19 protein-coding genes are annotated in these 19,408 nt (G+C 42.2%); 16 read left to right on the forward strand and 3 right to left on the reverse strand.

Annotated features, from left to right (window positions below):
• Positions 1-306: 306 nt before the first annotated feature.
• Together rpoE and pyrG are read left to right on the forward strand one after the other, a co-directional pair.
• Positions 307-804, forward strand: a complete 498-nt coding sequence (gene rpoE, locus AB986_RS11705; RefSeq protein ID WP_053216145.1) for a DNA-directed RNA polymerase subunit delta — start codon at positions 307-309, stop codon at positions 802-804.
• A gap of 645 nt (positions 805-1,449) precedes the next feature.
• Positions 1,450-3,066, forward strand: coding sequence for a CTP synthase (gene pyrG / locus AB986_RS11710; RefSeq protein ID WP_048311338.1), 1,617 nt, complete (start codon positions 1,450-1,452; stop codon positions 3,064-3,066).
• 254 nt (positions 3,067-3,320) lie between these two features.
• Here the strand turns inward: pyrG and AB986_RS11715 are convergent, their stop codons facing one another.
• Complete coding sequence (locus AB986_RS11715; protein ID WP_048311339.1) at positions 3,321-3,851, reverse strand: DUF2529 family protein; 531 nt, start codon at positions 3,849-3,851, stop codon at positions 3,321-3,323.
• Positions 3,852-4,288: 437 nt separating this feature from the next.
• Here AB986_RS11715 and AB986_RS11720 point away from each other — a divergent pair, with 437 nt between their 5' ends.
• The 9 genes from AB986_RS11720 to AB986_RS11760 all read left to right on the forward strand — a co-directional run bounded on the left by AB986_RS11720 (position 4,289) and on the right by AB986_RS11760 (position 12,958).
• Positions 4,289-4,657 carry a response regulator gene (locus tag AB986_RS11720; protein ID WP_048311340.1) on the forward strand — a complete coding sequence of 123 codons (369 nt, stop codon included), beginning with the start codon at positions 4,289-4,291 and terminating at the stop codon, positions 4,655-4,657.
• Between the two features lie 291 nt (positions 4,658-4,948).
• Positions 4,949-5,812 carry a class II fructose-1,6-bisphosphate aldolase gene (gene fba / locus AB986_RS11725; protein ID WP_048311341.1) on the forward strand — a complete coding sequence of 288 codons (864 nt, stop codon included), beginning with the start codon at positions 4,949-4,951 and terminating at the stop codon, positions 5,810-5,812.
• A 183-nt stretch (positions 5,813-5,995) separates the two neighbouring features.
• Complete coding sequence (gene fsa, locus AB986_RS11730; RefSeq protein WP_048311342.1) at positions 5,996-6,649, forward strand: fructose-6-phosphate aldolase; 654 nt, start codon at positions 5,996-5,998, stop codon at positions 6,647-6,649.
• Between the two features lie 109 nt (positions 6,650-6,758).
• Entirely contained in the window at positions 6,759-8,048 is a 1,290-nt protein-coding gene (gene murA, locus AB986_RS11735) for a UDP-N-acetylglucosamine 1-carboxyvinyltransferase (protein WP_048311343.1), read from the forward strand.
• 102 nt (positions 8,049-8,150) lie between these two features.
• Positions 8,151-9,119, forward strand: a complete 969-nt coding sequence (gene glpX / locus AB986_RS11740) for a class II fructose-bisphosphatase (RefSeq protein WP_048311344.1) — start codon at positions 8,151-8,153, stop codon at positions 9,117-9,119.
• Between the two features lie 443 nt (positions 9,120-9,562).
• The gene (gene rho / locus AB986_RS11745; RefSeq protein ID WP_048311345.1) at positions 9,563-10,828 is read left to right on the forward strand and encodes a transcription termination factor Rho; all 1,266 of its coding nucleotides are present in this window, start codon (positions 9,563-9,565) and stop codon (positions 10,826-10,828) included.
• Positions 10,829-10,980: 152 nt separating this feature from the next.
• Positions 10,981-11,181, forward strand: coding sequence for a 50S ribosomal protein L31 (gene rpmE, locus AB986_RS11750; RefSeq protein WP_048311346.1), 201 nt, complete (start codon positions 10,981-10,983; stop codon positions 11,179-11,181).
• A 379-nt stretch (positions 11,182-11,560) separates the two neighbouring features.
• Positions 11,561-12,178: a thymidine kinase gene (locus tag AB986_RS11755; protein ID WP_048311347.1), complete on the forward strand. Its 618-nt coding sequence runs from the start codon at positions 11,561-11,563 to the stop codon at positions 12,176-12,178.
• A gap of 402 nt (positions 12,179-12,580) precedes the next feature.
• Positions 12,581-12,958, forward strand: a complete 378-nt coding sequence (locus tag AB986_RS11760; RefSeq protein WP_048311348.1) for a hypothetical protein — start codon at positions 12,581-12,583, stop codon at positions 12,956-12,958.
• Between the two features lie 27 nt (positions 12,959-12,985).
• On the opposite strand, the gene AB986_RS11765 is transcribed toward AB986_RS11760, so the two are convergent.
• Positions 12,986-14,320: a CoA-disulfide reductase gene (locus tag AB986_RS11765; protein WP_048311349.1), complete on the reverse strand. Its 1,335-nt coding sequence runs from the start codon at positions 14,318-14,320 to the stop codon at positions 12,986-12,988.
• 138 nt (positions 14,321-14,458) lie between these two features.
• Here AB986_RS11765 and prfA point away from each other — a divergent pair, with 138 nt between their 5' ends.
• From prfA to AB986_RS11790, 5 genes are all read left to right on the forward strand, one after another.
• On the forward strand, positions 14,459-15,529 hold the full coding sequence (gene prfA / locus AB986_RS11770; RefSeq protein ID WP_048311350.1) for a peptide chain release factor 1: 1,071 nt from the start codon (positions 14,459-14,461) through the stop codon (positions 15,527-15,529).
• Between the two features lie 4 nt (positions 15,530-15,533).
• Positions 15,534-16,382, forward strand: a complete 849-nt coding sequence (prmC, locus tag AB986_RS11775; RefSeq protein WP_048311351.1) for a peptide chain release factor N(5)-glutamine methyltransferase — start codon at positions 15,534-15,536, stop codon at positions 16,380-16,382.
• 95 nt (positions 16,383-16,477) lie between these two features.
• Positions 16,478-17,086, forward strand: a complete 609-nt coding sequence (gene spoIIR, locus AB986_RS11780) for a stage II sporulation protein R (RefSeq protein ID WP_048312819.1) — start codon at positions 16,478-16,480, stop codon at positions 17,084-17,086.
• A gap of 85 nt (positions 17,087-17,171) precedes the next feature.
• On the forward strand, positions 17,172-17,603 hold the full coding sequence (locus AB986_RS11785; RefSeq protein WP_048311352.1) for a GNAT family N-acetyltransferase: 432 nt from the start codon (positions 17,172-17,174) through the stop codon (positions 17,601-17,603).
• Positions 17,604-17,792: 189 nt separating this feature from the next.
• Positions 17,793-18,833 (forward strand): L-threonylcarbamoyladenylate synthase, encoded by a 1,041-nt coding sequence (locus AB986_RS11790; RefSeq protein WP_048312820.1) that lies wholly within the window; start codon positions 17,793-17,795, stop codon positions 18,831-18,833.
• Positions 18,834-19,045: 212 nt separating this feature from the next.
• On the opposite strand, the gene AB986_RS11795 is transcribed toward AB986_RS11790, so the two are convergent.
• Entirely contained in the window at positions 19,046-19,303 is a 258-nt protein-coding gene (locus AB986_RS11795) for a DUF2533 family protein (RefSeq protein WP_048311353.1), read from the reverse strand.
• Positions 19,304-19,408 lie beyond the last annotated feature (105 nt).

The following is a 19,408-nucleotide window of genomic DNA, read 5'->3' on the forward strand; positions in this document are numbered from 1 at the left end:
TGATTGGAGCGGAAGGTACTCGACGCCCGCCCCGCGGAAAGCGAGTACCTGGAGCGGAAATCACCCCTTCTCTCAAAGGAACGCGGTCTGCAAAACAGCCATTTCAATAGATTTGTTTAAAAATCGTAGCATAGATTGCTGAAATTTGTTTATAATGAATGGTATGTTTTGTATTAGAATCAACAAGTTAGACGTAATAAATGCTATGAATGAGCGATAAGCTAGTTTCTCAACCTGTTCTACTAGACAGCCTTGAGTCGTTCAATTAAATAGCGTAGGAGATAATGGAAAGGGAGTGCCGATATCGTGAGTAGCTTAAAGCAACTATCTGCTGAAGACATTCAAGAAACATCGATGATTGATATTATGTATTTCATTTTGCAAGATGAGAAGAAACCCGTTTCTTTCTATAAACTAATGGATCAAATCGGGAAGATGAAAGGGCTTAGCTCTGCTCAGCTTCAAGAAATGCTTGCAGAAGTATACACAAACTTAAATACAGACGGCCGTTTTGTTACGCTTGGAGACAACCAGTGGGGATTAAAAGGCTGGTATCCTGTTGAGCAATCACAGGAAGAGCTAGCAACAACAATCAAGCCGAAGAAACGCAAGAAGTCTAGCGATGATGACGAGCTAGGTTTTGATGAAGATGCAGAAGATGATCTTGAAGACCTAGAAGTTGATGATCTTGATGACTTCGACGACGATGACTTCGATGATGATACAGAAGATTTAGATGATGAAGACATTGATGAAGACGACGATGACGACGTAGAAGACGATTCAGAAGAAGACAAGAAATAATTTCTGTCGCATCTTGACTTTCAGTAACGAAATCGGTAGAATCATTTTTGGGCTTCACCAATAAACTAATATACTTATAGATACGATATGAAAACAAAAGTGCCCCCTCATTTATGGGACAGGTGCCACTTTTGTTTTTTTTGTTTTTGTCTCATTACTAAAAAGAGTTTTTGAAACAGGTTTTGTGAAAGGCTCTGTTCTAAAAGATTGTTGCTTTTGAAACAAATGTTGAATAAACAATATACTTCGCTGATTGGAGCGGAAGGATGCTCGACTCCTGCGGGACTAGCGGGACAGGTGAGACCCCGCAGGAGCGTAAGCGACGAGGAGGCTCACCGCCCGCCCCGCGGAAAGCGAGCATCCTGGAGCGGAAATCATTCGCTATTCAGTAAGAGCAACGAAGTTTACGAGCCTTGTGAAAAAACTATGCTTATAGAAACCATTGTTACGAAAACAAATTTATTTTTAATATAAGCAGTGTGACTCTAATGAGCGACTAAAACCCAGTAAGTGAACCTTCCAATAAATTTATTTCATTTTAACCATCTGCATTGATTTTATTTAAAAAAATCTAAAATCAACCGTTTCGGATGAATCCTCTTCCTTTCAAGAAGGGCAGAATACAAACCATGAGGGGGCATAAATATGACAGCAGGCAAACAGAAGAAGTATATTTTTGTAACAGGCGGCGTAGTATCATCGCTAGGTAAAGGAATAACAGCAGCATCTCTTGGACGTCTTTTAAAGAACCGTGGCGTGAGCGTAACGATTCAAAAGTTCGATCCATACATTAACGTCGATCCAGGAACAATGAGTCCATATCAGCACGGTGAGGTATTTGTAACGGATGATGGCGCTGAGACGGATCTAGATCTTGGACACTACGAGCGCTTTATTGATATTAATCTTTCAAAGAACTCGAACGTAACAACTGGTAAGGTCTACTCGACTGTACTTCGTAAAGAGCGTCGTGGCGATTATCTTGGAGGAACAGTTCAGGTTATTCCTCACATTACAAATGAGATTAAAGAGCGCATCTTCCGCGCTGGCAACGAAACGAACGCAGATGTTGTTATCACAGAAATCGGCGGAACGGTTGGAGATATCGAAAGCCTTCCTTTCCTTGAAGCGATTCGTCAAATCAAGAGCGATATCGGTAAAGAGAACGTGATGTACATCCACTGTACGCTTCTTCCTTATTTGAGAGCTGCTGGTGAGATGAAAACAAAGCCAACACAGCATAGCGTTAAAGAGCTTCGTAGCCTTGGTATTCAACCGAACGTAATCGTTGTTCGTGCAGAGCAGCCGGTTCCACAGGAAATGAAAGATAAGATTGCGTTGTTCTGTGACATTGATGAGCATGCGGTTATCGAAGCACTAGATGCTGACACGCTTTATAAAGTTCCACTAGCTCTTCAAGAGCAGAAGCTCGATGAAATTACGTGCCGTCACTTGAAATTGAACTGTCAAGAAGCTGACATGAAAGAGTGGAATCAGCTCGTTGAGAAGGTTCAGAACCTCTCAGGGAAAACGAAAATTGCCCTTGTTGGTAAATACGTTGCCCTTCAAGATGCTTATATCTCTGTCGTAGAATCGTTGAAACACGCAGGATATGCTTTTGATGCGGATATCGATATCAAATGGGTTAACTCTGAAACAGTTACACAAGAGAATGCACATGAGCTTCTCTCAGATGTTGATGGTATTCTTGTACCTGGTGGTTTCGGTGATCGCGGAATTGAAGGGAAAATCACGGCTATTCAATATGCGCGTGAAAACAAGGTTCCTTTCCTCGGTATTTGTCTTGGTATGCAGCTTGCATCAGTTGAATTTGCACGCAATGTATTGAACCTAGAAGGTGCTCACTCTGCTGAAATCAAGCCAACAACTAAATACCCTGTTATTGACCTTCTTCCTGAGCAAAAAGATATTGAGGACCTCGGTGGTACACTACGCCTTGGCTTATATCCTTGTAAGCTTATTGAAGGCACAAAGGCATATGAAGCATACAATGACGAGGTTGTATACGAGCGTCACCGTCATCGTTATGAGTTCAGTAATCAATACCGTGCTCAAATGGAAGAGGCAGGATTTATCTTCTCAGGAACTAGTCCTGATGGACGCCTTGTTGAAGTTGTTGAAGTGCAAGACCACCCTTGGTTCGTTGCATCACAATTCCACCCAGAATTCACTTCACGTCCAACACGTCCACAGCCGCTCTTTAAAGAATTCATCGGCGCAACAATCGCTAATAATAGATAATATTAAAAACATCCACTTCAACGTTGAAGTGGATGTTTTTTTGCGTATAGATCAACAATAATTTTTTAGAGAAGTTTTATATAAGTACTACATATAGCTGATTGGAGCGGAAGGTGCTCGACTCCTGCGGGATTAGCGGGACAGGTGAGACCCCACAGGCACGCCAAAGCGTGCCGAGGAGGCTCACCGCCCGCCCCGCGGAAAGCGAGCACCTGCAGCGGAAATCAACTCTATCTTAAGTTAACTTAATTATATTAGAATTCGTATCCGTGTTCTTCTAGTATTTCTCTCGTTGTTAAATAAAGAGCATGGTACACATAGAGAGAAGTGAGGAGAGACGGATATCCAACACGCTCACCATCATCATTTGGAACAAGTCCAGACGTAAGTCCCGTGTTTATATGGAAATGCACATTTTCCTCGAGAGCAGGTAGTGCATCCTTTCGCGTTGCCGAAACACCTACAACAGCTGCACCTGTTTCTTTATACATACTCGCTCGATCTGCAGCATCTTGATCATCATTAAATCGACTAAATAAAATAACGCAATCCTTTTCCGTTAAATCGGATGGATCATGTAGAATAGAACAAGAAGGCAACTTTTCAGACCCATAAACAGCTTCTAGTGCAGCACCTTGAAGCTCATGCTCACCATTAAAATAAACCGTCCCTCCACCATTAATCGTCTGAGCAAACAAACGCGAAATATCTTCAATCACCATCTCATGATCATCTTGAATCAACTTAAACTTACCCATCAATTGCGTAGTAAATATCTTCATCATCCTGCCCACAACCTTTCGATCTCTCATTTTCTGTCTTGAAATTTTTTATTTGATTTGTATTTGTAATTATGATGTCATTACTACTGATAAAGAACTCATTAAAAGAATACGCTCGATTTTTGGCTTACTTTATTTCTAAAAGACTTTAGGTATTGAATGTTTTCAACAACAATACAAAGTTGATTGGAGCGGAAGGTGCTCACCGCCCGCCCCGCGGAAAGCGAGCACCTGTAGCGTAAATCAACCACTACTTTCATAGTGAAAAGCGCCAGCTATTTAACGCAAAAACAAAAAACCAGCGTTCTCCATTATAACGCGTACAACGTTTCCTTGCGAATTCCTGCTTGAAAGTTATAATCAGGAAGGGATTTGTCAACTTTAATCGAATTAACTCACTAAGACTAAAAGACTAACTGAAAAGAAGAGGTGGCTCACACATGGAGAAAATATTAATAGTAGATGACCAATATGGCATTCGAATCCTTCTAAACGAAATTTTTCAAAAAGAAGGCTATCAAACATTTCAGGCAGCGAACGGTGTACAAGCCCTTTCGATCGTTAAAAGTGAGGACCCTGATTTAGTTATCTTAGACATGAAGATTCCTGGAATGGATGGACTTGAAATTTTGAAACGAATCAAGAAGATGGAAGCAAGAGCACTGGTTATCATCATGACAGCTTACGGTGAATTGGACATGATTCACGAAGCGATGGACCTTGGCGCCATTACTCATTTTGCGAAACCATTTGATATTGATGAAATTAAAGCTTCAGTGAAAAAAGAATTAGCAGCGCTCTCTCAATGAGAGGTAGCGCTTACATAAACAAATCCCATTAAATCAAGCTTTTTCCCCTTCTTTTATACATTTGATATGCTATAATAGAACCGTGTTTTTGAAGAGTTTGTAGAGGTCATGGATTCGGATTAGCAGAAAATTCTTGGAACGGGACATACATAAAATAACGATGTTTGTGCCATCTTGAAGAAGACAGTTTTTTCTGGATGCATCTGCATGCTTCAACGGCAGGTATTGGGTTTAATAAGATGGTCCAGGTCAAAGCCTGGCAATTCTAAATTATATTGAGGAGGATTTATTATGCCTTTAGTTTCTATGAAAGAAATGCTCGAAAAAGGTAAAGCAGAAGGCTACGCAATTGGCCAATTTAACCTTAACAACCTTGAGTTCACTCAAGCGATCCTACAAGCTGCACAAGAAGAACAATCACCAGTTATCCTTGGTGTTTCTGAAGGTGCTGCTCGTTACATGGGCGGATTCAAAACAATCGTGACATTGGTTGAAGCTCTTATGGAAGAGTACAAGGTTACAGTACCAGTTGCAATCCACCTTGACCACGGTTCTAGCTTCGAGAAGTGTATGCAAGCGATCAACGCTGGATTCACTTCTGTTATGATCGATGGTTCACACTTCCCTCTAGACGAAAACATCGCACTTACTTCTAAAGTAGTGGAAGCTGCACACGCAGTTGGTGTTTCTGTAGAAGCTGAACTTGGACGTATCGGCGGACAAGAAGACGATCTAGTTGTTGAAGACGCTGATGCTGCTTACGCGATTCCTGAAGAGTGCGAGCGCCTTATCAACGAAACTGGTGTAGACTGCTTCGCACCTGCACTTGGTTCTGTACACGGTCCTTACAAAGGTGAACCTAACCTTGGATTCGACCGCATGGAAACAATCAGCAAAATGACTGGTGTTCCTCTAGTACTTCACGGCGGTACTGGTATTCCAACAGCTGACGTTAAAAAAGCGATCAAGTTTGGACATGCTAAAATCAACGTGAACACTGAAAGCCAAATTTCTTCTGCTAGAGCAGTTCGTTCTGTTCTTGAAGAGAAGCCTGACCTTTACGATCCTCGTAAATACATGGGACCAGCACGTGACGCGATTAAAGAAACAGTAATCGGCAAAATGCGTGAGTTCGGTTCTTCTAACAAAGCATAAACTTCTTAAAATCGGATCATCAAAACCGCTCGGCTTCGAGCGGTTTCTGATTTCCGTTTTAACCCCCCATCTACTACCTTGCGACTATTTTTCAGTTATTTACCTTCAAATCGTCTAACATTAAACAAAATATGTTAAAATTTTTCTCGTAAACGCTTTCTAAATTGAAGGAGGACATACGTAATGAAAATTTTCATAGATTCTGCAAACCTAAATGATATTAAAGAAGCACATGACATGGGTGTTGTTGCTGGAGTAACAACAAATCCTTCTTTGGTGATGAAAGAAAAAGTGAATTTTCATGACCGCCTTAGAGAAATTACAAGCCTTGTATCTGGATCTGTTAGTGCAGAAGTTGTTTCGACGACAGCAGAAGAAATGATTGAGGAAGGAAAGCAACTAGCTGATATTGCGCCAAATATTACAGTGAAGGTGCCAATGAATCGTGAAGGGATGAAAGCTGTTAAAGCATTCTCTGAAGCTGGTATCAAAACAAATGTCACGCTTGTGTTCTCAGCGAATCAGGCATTGCTAGCTGCCCGCGCAGGAGCTTCTTACGTTTCACCATTCCTTGGACGTCTAGATGACATCGGGCACAACGGTCTTGATCTCATCTCTGAAATCTCGGATCTATTCGCTGTACATGGTATCGAAACAGAAATTATTGCTGCATCCATTCGTCATCCTCTACATGTAACAGAGGCAGCCCTTCGCGGTGCTGACATTGGAACTATGCCGCTTAAAGTCGTTCTACAAATGCTTGAACACCCTCTTACAGATAAAGGGATTGACCAATTCCTTACTGATTGGGAAGAAGCAAAAAAAGAGATGGAATAACAAGAACAAATTGGCATGAACTTCCTGTTTTTGCCCATACTATTCTTAAGAAGTATCAAATTTCGACAATGTTAGAGGAATGAGATGCGGACGAAGAAGGGAGACCATTATGGAAAAGTTGATGATCGCCGGAGGTCACCGTTTAAGTGGAACCGTTCAAGTGAGCGGTGCCAAAAATAGCGCGGTTGCATTAATCCCGGCGGCTATTTTAGCAGATTCCACTGTCACGATTGATCACTTACCGAACATTTCTGACGTGGGAATTCTCCGTGATCTTCTTGAAGAGATCGGTGGACAAGCTGAATTGAATGGAAATACATTAACTGTGAACCCACAGGATATGATTGCTATGCCTTTGCCGAATGGGAAAGTGAAAAAGCTACGCGCCTCTTATTATTTAATGGGTGCGATGTTAGGGCGCTTTAAGAAAGCGGTCATCGGACTTCCTGGCGGATGCAACCTTGGTCCGCGCCCGATTGACCAGCATATTAAAGGCTTTGAGGCATTAGGTGCAAAAGTAACAAATGAGCAAGGTGCAATCTACCTCCGTGCTGATGAATTAAAAGGTGCGCGCATTTACCTTGATGTAGTTAGTGTCGGAGCAACAATTAATATTATGCTTGCTGCTGTTCGTGCGAAAGGCCGCACAGTAATCGAAAATGCTGCAAAAGAACCTGAAATTATTGATGTTGCAACACTTCTATCAAGCATGGGTGCAAAGATCAAAGGTGCTGGAACGGACGTTATCCGAATTGATGGGGTAGACGAGCTCAGTGGCTGCTATCATTCAATCATTCCTGACCGAATTGAGGCAGGAACTTATATGATTATGGCAGCTGCGATGGGAGACGAAGTTGTCATTGATAATGTCATCTCACAGCACCTTGAATCGCTCATTGCGAAGCTCCGTGAGATGGGTGTGAAGGTGGAAACGAATGAAGATCAGGTGTATATAAGGTCTCCGCGTGAAGGATGGACAAGCGTAGACTTGAAAACCCTCGTTTATCCAGGATTCCCAACAGATCTTCAACAGCCGTTCACATCGTTACTAACGAACGCTGAAGGTAGTAGCATTGTAACGGATACGATATATGGAGCAAGGTTTAAGCACATTGACGAGCTTCGCAGAATGGGAGCAAACGTGAAGGTGGAAGGCCGTTCCGCTATTATTAATGGCGCAGTTAAGCTTCAGGGAGCTAAGGTGCGCGCAACAGACTTACGTGCTGGAGCAGCGCTTGTTGTAGCTGGACTGATGGCTGAAGGCGTAACAGAAATATCCGGACTTGAGCACATTGATCGAGGATATGAGCGACTAGTAGAGAAGCTAAATAACCTTGGTGCACGAGTTTGGCGAGAAAAGCTCGATCAGGAAGAATTGAAAGAAGTAGAAAGCTCTTAAAGTAGTATGCAACAGAAGTGGCGGTGCAAACCGCCTTTCTGTAATCTTTTCGTGTAAGCGTTTTAAAAACAGAGATCGTTTTAAATCGGGGAGGAGAGCACGATGGAAAGAAGTTTATCGATGGAACTAGTTAGGGTAACAGAAGCCGCTGCACTTGCTTCAGCTCGTTGGATGGGTCGAGGTAAGAAGGAAGAAGCTGATGATGCAGCAACAACAGCTATGCGAGACGTATTTGACACTGTGCCAATGAAAGGAACAGTTGTTATTGGTGAAGGTGAGATGGACGAAGCACCAATGCTATACATTGGGGAAAAGCTTGGAACAGGCTATGGTCCGCGTGTTGATGTTGCAGTTGACCCACTTGAAGGCACGAATATTGTAGCTGCCGGAACATGGAACGCACTTGCGGTACTTGCTGTTGCAGACCACGGGAACCTCTTGCATGCCCCTGATATGTACATGGACAAAATTGCAGTAGGCCCATCTGCGGTAGGTAAAATCGATATTAACGCTTCCGTGCTTGATAACCTGAAAGCAGTAGCTGAAGCGAAGGGGAAAGAAATAGAAGATTGTGTGGCGGTCATATTAGACCGTAAGCGCCACGAAAAGATTATAGAAGAAGTTCGTTCTGCCGGCGCCAGAATTAAGCTGATATCAGATGGAGATGTGGCTGCTGCCATTAATACAGCATTTGACGATACTGGAGTTGATATTCTGTTTGGATCTGGTGGAGCTCCTGAAGGTGTGCTTGCTGCCGTTGCGCTAAAATGTTTAGGTGGCGAAATACAGGGGAAACTTCTCCCGCAGAATGATGAAGAGTTAGCTAGATGTCAGCAAATGGGGATTGAAGATGTATCCCGTGTTCTTTACATGGAAGATCTCGTAAAAGGTGAAGACGCCATTTTTGCTGCTACAGGAGTGACAGATGGTGAATTATTAAAAGGTGTAAGATTCAAGGGAACTTCTGGAACAACACAGTCCGTGGTTATGCGTGCAAAATCGGGTACAGTCCGCTTTATTGACGGTAAACACAGCCTGAAAAAGAAACCTGATCTTGTAATTAGAGCTTAGAGAATAGGAAAGAGTGGTGCTGTCATAACCAGCATCGCTCATTTCATGTTGAATATTCTCGTAGAATCTGGTAAAACTATAAGGTGCTGTATGATTAACGTATAGTAATAAAAGTAGTAAAACGTCCTTGTTCATTTCGGATTCAATATCCCGAAAACCTTCAACGTTATTGAACCAAGTAAACAAAGAGTAACGATTGCTAACCAACATCTTCGTTGTGTTCTTCCTCTACTCTCACTTAAGAGATGCCTGAATAGATAGCCTCTCAAAGGATCTCAACAAACTCTTTTCTCTCTTTCTTTATTTTCGAAGATCGATTTAGTTTATGGAATAAAATTAGATCCCAGTGTTTTCGTGTATTTGATTACGCACTGTGACCTAGTTGTCATTTCGTGTTTCAATGGGGATAAAACCTATCATTATATAAAAAGTGTGGTGTCAACATGGCAGTAAATTTATCAGAATTAGAACAAATGACGTTAAAAGACCTGTATGAGCAGGCAAGATTGTATAAAGTCTCGTATTATAGCAAGTTGAACAAAAGAGAGCTTGTTTTTGCCATATTAAAAGCACAAGCAGAGCAATCTGGACTTCTTTTCATGGAAGGGATACTTGAAATCATTTCTTCTGAAGGATTCGGATTTCTTCGACCGATTAATTACTCTTCAAGTGCAGAAGATATTTACATTTCGGCATCGCAAATTCGTAGATTCGATTTACGTAATGGTGACCGTGTGTCTGGAAAAGTCCGTCCTCCAAAGGAAAATGAGCGTTACTATGGACTGCTGCATGTAGCGGCAGTAAATGGTGAAGACCCTGACTCATCGAAAGAGCGTGTCCATTTCCCTGCGCTCACACCTCTCTATCCTGAGAAGCGTATGAATTTCGAACTTCAATCAGGCAATCTTTCAACACGTATCATTGACATGATTGCGCCGGTTGGTTTTGGTCAGCGTGGATTAATCGTGGCACCGCCAAAAGCAGGTAAAACGATGCTATTGAAAGAAATCGCAAACAGCATTACAACCAATCACCCAGAAACAGAACTTATTGTTCTTCTAATCGATGAACGTCCTGAGGAAGTAACGGATATTGAACGTTCTGTTGATGGCGATGTTGTGCATTCAACTTTTGACGAAACACCAGATAACCACATTAAAGTCGCTGAACTCGTTCTTGAACGTGCAATGCGTCTTGTTGAGCATAAGAAAGACGTTGTTATTCTCCTTGATAGTATTACACGTCTAGCACGTGCTTATAACCTTGTTATTCCACCGAGTGGACGTACGCTATCAGGTGGTATTGATCCTGCAGCATTTCATCGTCCTAAGCGTTTCTTCGGTGCCGCAAGAAACATTGAAGAAGGCGGTAGCTTGACGATCCTTGCCACAGCTCTTGTTGAAACAGGATCTCGTATGGATGACGTTATTTATGAAGAATTTAAAGGAACAGGTAATATGGAGCTTCACCTTGATCGTAAGCTCGCTGAACGTCGCGTATTTCCAGCTATTGATATTCGCCGCTCGGGTACGCGTAAAGAAGAGCTTCTTCTTCCGAAAGAGCAGCTTGAAATGCTTTGGACAATGCGTAAGAGCATGGATGACTCCTTTGAATTTGTTGATAATTTCTTGAAACGTCTTAAGAAAACGAAAGCAAACAGTGAGTTTTTCGATCTATTTGAGAAAGAAAAAAGCGGTTCTTCACGTTAAAGGTTGAACTGATTTAGTGTCAGAATGATCAATTGCATTGTAGGTATCTCCCTGCTATAATACTTCTATGTGTGCAGAAGCTAGAAGGCATTGTCTTCTAGCTTCAGATAACTCTGTTTCCTCAGGAATCAGGGCGGAAGGAGATGAAATTCATGAAACAAGCAATTCATCCAGGTTATGAAAACATCACTGTTAGGTGTGCTTGCGGTAACGAATTCGAAACTGGTTCTACAAAACAGGACGGCGTCAGCGTAGAGGTTTGCTCTGAGTGTCATCCGTTCTATACTGGACGTCAGAAGTTTAATGACGCTGGTGGACGCGTAGATAAGTTTAGAAAAAAATACAACCGTTAAGGTTAATAATAGAAAACAGGCAAGTATTTACTTCTTGCCTGTTTTTTTAAACACTATTCCTAGTGTTTTTGCACGGGGATGATTTTTGGCTCATTTCCGTACTTGTAGAAAGAAACGGTTCGAGCAAATGAATTTGCTCACTCGTTTCTTTCTACAAGTGCGACCTTTAAGCTACGCTTAAAGGCGAGTGAAACTAAGGTTTCACTCGAATGAGCCAAAAATCGTGGTAGCTATTAGTGTTACTCTATCCCCAATAAATTTAATTAATATAAATCAAAATGAATGAAAGTATAAGCAGTAAACAATGATCAGGCTGTTGCCACTAATGTGGCTAGGCCGATTTTTTAATGCCTATGCTAGAGAAAGGAGAAGCGGTTGCATGCATGTCATGAAACACAGCGGCTGGATTGAGGTTATTTGCGGGAGTATGTTCTCAGGAAAGTCAGAAGAGTTGATTCGTCGAGTAAGAAGAGCGACTTATGCGAAGCAAAAGGTTCAGGTGTTTAAACCAAAAGTTGATAATAGATATAGTGAAGAATCTGTTGTGTCTCATAACGGGATGTCAGTTATTGCAGTTCCAGTTGATCACTCACAGGCCATTCTAGATCGCGTCTCAGAAGACACGGACATGGTCGCAATTGATGAGGTACAATTCTTCGACAACGGTATTGTTGATGTAGCTCAGCAGCTTGCTGATGAAGGCGTGCGTGTCATTGCAGCAGGTCTTGACCAAGATTTTCGTGGAAAAGCATTTGGACAAGTACCTGAGCTTCTTACAGTAGCAGAATCGGTTACAAAGCTTCAGGCGATTTGCGTTGTGTGTGGATCTCCAGCAAGTAGAACGCAGCGCTTAATCGATGGCAAGCCCGCTCATTATGATGATCCAATCATCCTCGTAGGAGCATCAGAATCATACGAGCCCCGCTGTCGCCATTGCCACAAAGTACCCGGCAAGCCAACAGCAAGAGACCCAAAACAACAAGAAGTATCCAAATAAGCCCGGAATCCCGGGCTTTTTTCATTGCTTCCAAAGCCCGGTTTCGCTTTTGGTGATCTAGCTGCAGTGGGCAGGTCCTCGAGTCGCTTCAGCCATTCATCCGAACACAAAGACCGTGTTCAAATGAATGGCCTCCAGCGCTTGTCGGACCTAAACGCCCACTTCCGCTTTTCGGTAATACTCGACTCCTGCGGGATGAGCGGGACAGGTGAGACCCCGCAGGAGCGTAGCGACGAGGAGGCTCACCGCCCGCCCCGCGGAAAGCGAGTACCTGCAGCGGAAATCACCACAACATACTTTCAAAGCCACAATGTTAGGTGAATTATTTTATTGCATTTACATTTTTTAACTCAACTATCTCCCCGTTCATTGGGCACTTTAAGAACAGGAGGTGTCAGTCGTATGAGAATGATTGCATGCTTAATCATGGTCACTGTTCTAGTTGCTTCTGCTTCTGCTTGTTCGCCGCTAAAGCCGCCTACTGCTGATGGACAAGCTGGTGAAGGGCAACAGCTAAATACCGATATTAACTTAAACCCCCAATCCTACCGCAATATGAGTGTCAATAAATCCACAATCAGTGATGACCAGGACAAGATTAGAGAAGTTGTTGAAGCAGAAGGGTACAACGCAGGGGCTGTTTCTATTACAGGCAACCATGCCTGGGTTAATGTAAATTTCGGTAATGCGAAAGAAGATAGAAATGGGCTTAAGAACAAGCTAGCAATGAAAATCTACAAAGCAGTACCAAGATATAAAATTCACGTTAGAGCCAAATAACCCTCTCAGCTGAGAGGGTTATTTGTATTAATGCTGAGCTCTTCTTGCGGCTTGTTGCAATGGGTCCCACACGCTGTTGTATGGAGGTGCATAGGAGAGATCAAGATCTTCAATATCGTGAAGGGACATTTGGTGATAGAGAGCTGTTGCGAGAACATCTACGCGCTTATCAACACCGTATTTTCCGATGAATTGACCACCGAGAATCCGTTCGTTATCATCTCTGTACACGATTTTCACTCGAAGTTCTCTTGCTTCAGGGTAGTATCCAGCGATATCTGTTGCCTCTGTAGAACAATTAGCAAACGGAAGATTTAACTCCTCTGCTTCCTTCGTAGATAATCCGGTTCGCCCTAGTGTTAAATCAAAGAATTTAATAACAGATGTGCCAACAATACCTTTAAACGTATTTGGTTGTCCGATGATGTTCAATCCAGCAATTCGCCCTTGTTTGTTTGCTGTAGTGCCAAGGGGAACAAAGTCATCTCGCTCTTTTACTCTGTGGAAATGGGTCGCACAATCACCTGCTGCGTATATATTCTCCATGCTTGTTTGCATGTATCGATTTACTTGAATAGCGCCATTCTCTGTCATGTGAATTCCGCATTCTTTGAGAAAGCTTGTGTTTGGCTTAACGCCTACAGAAACGAGAACGAGATCAGTGTCGTATTCTCCTTTATCTGTAACTACTTTTTCCACGCGCTGATCGCCTTTAAATGATTGAACGCCTTCATTCGTATGAACAGAAACGCTGTTACGCTCTGCTTCTTCGTGGATGAGCTCTGCCATATCTTCATCAAAGATACTCGCGAGTTGAGGACCCAATTCAATGATTCGAACTTCTTTACCGAGTTCTCTAAACGCTTCAGCCATTTCAAGGCCGATGTATCCACCACCAATTACGGCTACTTTCTTAACCGATTCATCTAAGTCTTTTATCACTTTTTCAGCATCTGGAATGGTCTTAAGTGTATGTATTCCATCTAACTCAATGCCATCCCATCCTGGTTTAACGGGACTCACACCTGTTGCGACAAGAAGTTTATCAAAGTTTTCCGTGAACGTTTCACCTGTCTTTAGATTCGTTCCTTTGACGATCTTGTTTTCAGTATCAACTTCAGTTACCTCGTGATAAACCCGTGCGTCGATTCCGTATTTGTCACGGAAGGTATCAACAGATCTGGCAATGAGCTTATCGGATGATTCGATTTTTCCACTTATGACATATGGAAGACCACACTGGCCATAAGAGTAAATATTTCCTTTTTCGAGCGTTACAACTTCTGCATTTTCATCGTTCCGAACAATTTGCATCGCTGCGCTCATTCCTGCAGCGTCTCCACCTATAATCACAACTTTCATATCCCATCACCTTTCTTCTGCCATTCTTACTATTACTTTACCCTGTTTAAATGAAGTTAAAGCTGTTTTTGCTTTTGACGGACGAAATGTCCTATACTATAATTAGAATGTTATGCAACGAAAACGAGGTGAAAGATCTTGTTAGACCGTCTAGAAATAGTAGAAGAGCGTTATGATAAGTTAAATCAGTTGTTAAGTGATCCTGAAGTCATTAATGACACTACGAAACTCCGCGAATATTCCAAAGAGCAATCAAGCCTAGAGGAAACCGTGCAAGTTTATCGTGAATATAAGGAAGTCCTTGAAGGCATTAAAGATGCGAAAGCAATGCTTGAGGAAGAGAAAGATGCAGAAATGCGTGAAATGGTGAAAGCTGAACTATCAGAACTTACACCACAAGCAGAAGAGTATGCTGAGCGTCTAAGAATTCTTCTTCTTCCTAAAGATCCCAACGACGATAAGAACGTAATTATCGAAGTTCGAGGTGCTGCGGGTGGAGATGAAGCGGCTTTATTTGCTGGTGACTTGTACAAAATGTACAGTCGATTTGCGGAAATGCAAGGCTGGAAATCTGAAGTAATCGAGTACAGCTCAACTGAGCTTGGTGGATTTAAAGAGATTATCTTCATGATCAATGGTGCAGGTGCTTATTCTAAGATGAAGTATGAGAATGGTGCACACCGTGTTCAACGCGTACCATCAACTGAATCTGGTGGTCGTATTCATACGTCGACTGCAACTGTAGCCGTGCTTCCTGAAGCGGAAGAAGTAGAAGTAGAGATTCACGACAAAGATGTTCGTGTGGATACATTTACTTCTAGTGGACCTGGTGGACAGAGTGTTAACACAACAATGTCAGCCGTTCGTCTAACACATACACCAACAGGCGTTGTTGTCTCGTGTCAGGATGAAAAGTCTCAGATTAAGAACAAAGAAAAAGCGATGAAGGTTCTTCGTGCTCGTGTTTATGATAAGTTCCAGCAAGAAGCACAGAAAGAGTATGATGATAACCGTAAATCTGCAGTGGGTACTGGCGATCGTTCTGAACGTATTCGCACGTACAACTTCCCGCAAAATCGCGTAACAGATCACAGAATTAACCTAACGATCCAGAAGCTTGACCAGATTCTTCAAGGAAAGCTTGATGAGTTTATTGATGCGCTTATTACGGAAGAGCAAACGCGCTTGATGGCAGAAGCTGGAGAGTGATCCTATGACGACTGTATTCGAAGCCCTTAAATGGGCTTCTTCTTTTTTAGAAAAGCATGGTCGAGAAGCAACAGCCGCAGAGTGGCTATTGAAACATGAGCTCGATCTCTCTCGAACAGAACTTTTGTTTATGATGAGAGATGAAATGCCGAATTATGCTAGCTTTCAGGATAAAATTCATCAGCATGCTAGTGGAATTCCAGTTCAACACATTTGTGAAAAAGAAGAATTCTATGGCCGAACGTTTCGTGTGAATCATCATGTTCTTGTACCTCGTCCAGAGACAGAGGAATTAGTTGAAGGCATTTTATCTCGAGCGAAACGCCTCTTTCCTGATCCTGCTCAATCGTCGATCGCAGATATTGGTACAGGAAGCGGGGCGATTGCGATTAGTCTTGCTCTTGAATTATCGAATAGCAATGTAACAGCTGTTGATCTTTCAGAAGAAGCGCTCCACGTTGCAAAAGGAAATGCTCGTGATCTTCAAGCACCAATTACGTTTGTTCATGGTGATTTACTAGATCCTCTTAAAGGAAAAAAGGTCGATATTGTTGTATCGAATCCACCTTATATTTCAGAAGCCGATTACGAAGCACTAGATCCGCTTGTACGCGATCATGAGCCGATTCAGGCACTCGTCGGAGGAGAAGATGGATATGACTTGTATCGCCGTCTTGCAACCGATCTTCCGGACATGATTGCAAGCCCAGGGTTAATTGGGTTTGAAGTGGGAGAAACACAAGCAAGAACGGTAGCAGGTATGTTAGAAGCTTCGTTCGGGAATCGGATTCAAGTTGAAGTTGTCAAAGACATTAGCGGCAAAGAACGCATGGTATTTGGTGTTGTAAACTAGTCTCGTCGAATCTACTCATATTCTGGTGAAGAGTTATACGTTTAGAACGTGTAATTCTGGCCAGAATGAGAGCTAGAAGGGCGGGATACAAGATGATGAATCAAAAAGGACTTATAAATCTATTAATCTCCATTTTTATTCTTGCTTCAAGTCTCCAGGGTTCTGAAGGAGTATCAGCAAACCAGGTGATTCCAGACGAAGCGATTCGTCTTCGTATTCTAGCAAATAGCAATAGCGATGAAGATCAAACGGTAAAACGCCAAATTCGTGATCAGGTAAATGAATCTATAAATGGTTGGGTTGCTGATTTAACGTCAATCGAAGCGTCACGTAACGTGATTAAAAGTCAGTTAGGTGAGATTGAGAAGATTGTTAGAACGGAGCTTGAAAAAGTAGGAAGCAGTGAATCATTTTCCGTGAAGTTTGAAGAAGTAGGTTTCCCAACAAAATTGTATGGTGATTTTGTGTATCCTGCAGGAAATTATGAAGCGGTACTGATTACAATCGGTGAAGGACTTGGGGATAACTGGTGGTGTGTACTTTTTCCGCCACTATGCTTTCTGGACTTCTCCAATGGTGATGCCGTACAAGCAGCAGGCGATGAAGAAACGGTTGAAGAACCTTCAGAAGAAGTGGAAGTTGAATTCTTTCTTGTGAAACTAATCGATGGAATTAGCGATTGGATTAAGGGAATATTTAAATAGATAGTCTATTATCCTCCTTTTACGCATAAGACCATAACAGAACGGTTTTGTGCTCTTTAAAGAAGAATGAAGGAGGATGATTCATTTGTTTCTAATAAGAAAAGCAACAGCAAAAGACGAATGTGCCGTTTGGAACATTGTAAAAGGATCTGGTCTTGAAGTGGACGGGCTACCTGAAATTGAATCATTTCTAATTGCAGAGACAGAAACGAAAGAACTTTATGGTGTGATTGGGCTTGAAACGTTCGGAGGTGCAGGACTTCTGCGAGCGCTTGTTTTGAACAGCTCGCACTCAACTTCTGAAGGATTGCTGAAGTTCTTTGATTCAGTCATTCAATATGCAAAGAAAACAAAAGTGGACGAGTTGTATCTCACGTCTAATGAAGAGTCGTTTTTCTTCCAAGTTTTTGGTTTCTCGACAATTAACGTAGAAGATTTACCGATTCAAATGCAAAGCAATAGGTTATTCACAGATCAAGAAAGTAATCGAGTCATTATGAAGAAACGGTTAGTTTAGCTTGGCTCATCAACAATGTTATACACAAAACGAACGTATGTTATCCACACAATGTGGATGAGTGGTGGAAAAGCAAAAAGGAAGCGTTTTTACAAAACATGTAGAAATCTGTGGAATAACCACTTATTATCCCGAAATAAGCGGGTTTACTAGTCTTTATCAAGTAAGAGGGTGAATAAAGTGGAAGGTATCCACACAAATGTTTGGTATGTGGATGAAAATGTGGACAGCGATAAATGTTATCCACAGATTGTGGAGGCAGCGCAGTTACTAAAACAGAATGAAGTGATCGCTTTTCCAACAGAAACTGTTTATGGTCTTGGAGGAAATGCCTTATCTGAAAAGGCTGTCGCAAAAATCTTTGAAGCAAAAGGACGTCCTGCAGACAATCCACTCATTGTACACGTTGCATCTCGTCCACATGTGGAAAAGTTAGTAACGACTATTCCGAAGCAAGCTGATCAATTAATGAATGCATTCTGGCCAGGTCCATTGACAATTGTCTTACCTGGGGGAGAGAGTGTGGCATCAAATGTAACAGCTGGTCTTGATACGGTTGCGATTAGAATGCCTGATCATCCGGTCGCACTGGCGTTACTTACGGCAGCGAATTTGCCACTAGCAGCTCCAAGTGCGAATTTATCTGGTAAACCAAGCCCAACATCGGCGCAACACGTTATTCATGATCTGGATGGTCGGATTGCTGGAGTTGTGGATGGAGGTTCAACTGGAGTTGGATTGGAATCGACAGTCGTTGATTGTTCTGGCGATATTGTGACGATTCTTAGACCAGGTGGCGTGACGAAAGAGCAGCTTGAAGAAGTTGTTGGCGAAGTGAAAATTGATCCAGCGCTTAGTGATGATGGCCATCAGCCTAAGTCGCCTGGAGTTAAATATAAGCATTATGCACCGACAGCACCGGTTACACTTGTGGATGGTTCTTATTCGTTTATTCAACAAATTGTGGATAAACGAAGAGCAGAAGGACTGAAGGTTGGTGTATTGGCAACAGAAGAGTCCAAAGAATTATTGAGCGCCGACGTTGTAATACCATGTGGATCTAAAGAGGAGCTTATTACGGTCGCTAATCGATTATATGATGTACTAAGGAAATTCGATGAATCGAACGTGGATGAAATATATAGCGAAGTATTTACGCATGAAGGTGTGGGGGCAGCTGTTATGAATCGTTTATCGAAAGCCGCTAACAATCGAATCATCAAAGAATAAAAGAAGGCTCTTTTCTAAAAGATTGTTGCTTTTAAAACAATTATTGAATAAAACTCAACACTTCGCTGATTGGAGCGCAAGGATGCTCACCGCCCGCCCCGCGGAAAGCGAGCATTCTGGAGCGGAAATCAATCACTTATAGCAACAAGTGTCTACGAAAAAAGCCTAAAAGAAAGACCCGCTTATTATCCTGAGCGGGTCTTTCTAATTTGCTAGCGTCTCTTTTGAACATATTCTTCAATCATGGCGTTCGTTACATAAGTACGTGTTGGAATGCTTCCTTGTTTCGCAAGTTCATTAATCTGAGAGGCAAGTTCATTGATACGATCTGTTGTGAAAGGTTCGTTTGCTTCACAACGATCAACGGCAGCTGTAATAGCAGCTTCCCGTTCTTTGTCTAACTGTATAAATAAACTAATCTCGCGGTTTTTTTGGCGAAGCTGATCTGAAATTCCTTTGTGAACGCTCATCGTTTTAGTACCTCCAATTTGGCTCTTCTAAAAGCTTTACCCTTAGTGAGCACTTCTTACTCTATTATTCATTCTTTCCCTTCTAATTTCAAGTGGACACGCATA

Source organism: Guptibacillus hwajinpoensis, assembly GCF_001039475.1.
GTDB lineage: Bacteria > Bacillota > Bacilli > Bacillales > Guptibacillaceae > Guptibacillus > Guptibacillus hwajinpoensis.

Coding starts and splice junctions, on each gene's coding strand:
- pyrG (WP_048311338.1), top strand. CDS start 1,450: ATGACAGCAGGCAAACAGAAGAAGTATATTTTTGTAACAGGCGGCGTA.
- AB986_RS11715 (WP_048311339.1), bottom strand. CDS start 3,851: ATGATGAAGATATTTACTACGCAATTGATGGGTAAGTTTAAGTTGATT.
- AB986_RS11720 (WP_048311340.1), top strand. CDS start 4,289: ATGGAGAAAATATTAATAGTAGATGACCAATATGGCATTCGAATCCTT.
- fba (WP_048311341.1), top strand. CDS start 4,949: ATGCCTTTAGTTTCTATGAAAGAAATGCTCGAAAAAGGTAAAGCAGAA.
- fsa (WP_048311342.1), top strand. CDS start 5,996: ATGAAAATTTTCATAGATTCTGCAAACCTAAATGATATTAAAGAAGCA.
- murA (WP_048311343.1), top strand. CDS start 6,759: ATGGAAAAGTTGATGATCGCCGGAGGTCACCGTTTAAGTGGAACCGTT.
- glpX (WP_048311344.1), top strand. CDS start 8,151: ATGGAAAGAAGTTTATCGATGGAACTAGTTAGGGTAACAGAAGCCGCT.
- rho (WP_048311345.1), top strand. CDS start 9,563: ATGGCAGTAAATTTATCAGAATTAGAACAAATGACGTTAAAAGACCTG.
- rpmE (WP_048311346.1), top strand. CDS start 10,981: ATGAAACAAGCAATTCATCCAGGTTATGAAAACATCACTGTTAGGTGT.
- AB986_RS11755 (WP_048311347.1), top strand. CDS start 11,561: ATGCATGTCATGAAACACAGCGGCTGGATTGAGGTTATTTGCGGGAGT.
- AB986_RS11760 (WP_048311348.1), top strand. CDS start 12,581: ATGAGAATGATTGCATGCTTAATCATGGTCACTGTTCTAGTTGCTTCT.
- AB986_RS11765 (WP_048311349.1), bottom strand. CDS start 14,320: ATGAAAGTTGTGATTATAGGTGGAGACGCTGCAGGAATGAGCGCAGCG.
- prmC (WP_048311351.1), top strand. CDS start 15,534: ATGACGACTGTATTCGAAGCCCTTAAATGGGCTTCTTCTTTTTTAGAA.
- spoIIR (WP_048312819.1), top strand. CDS start 16,478: ATGAATCAAAAAGGACTTATAAATCTATTAATCTCCATTTTTATTCTT.
- AB986_RS11795 (WP_048311353.1), bottom strand. CDS start 19,303: ATGAGCGTTCACAAAGGAATTTCAGATCAGCTTCGCCAAAAAAACCGC.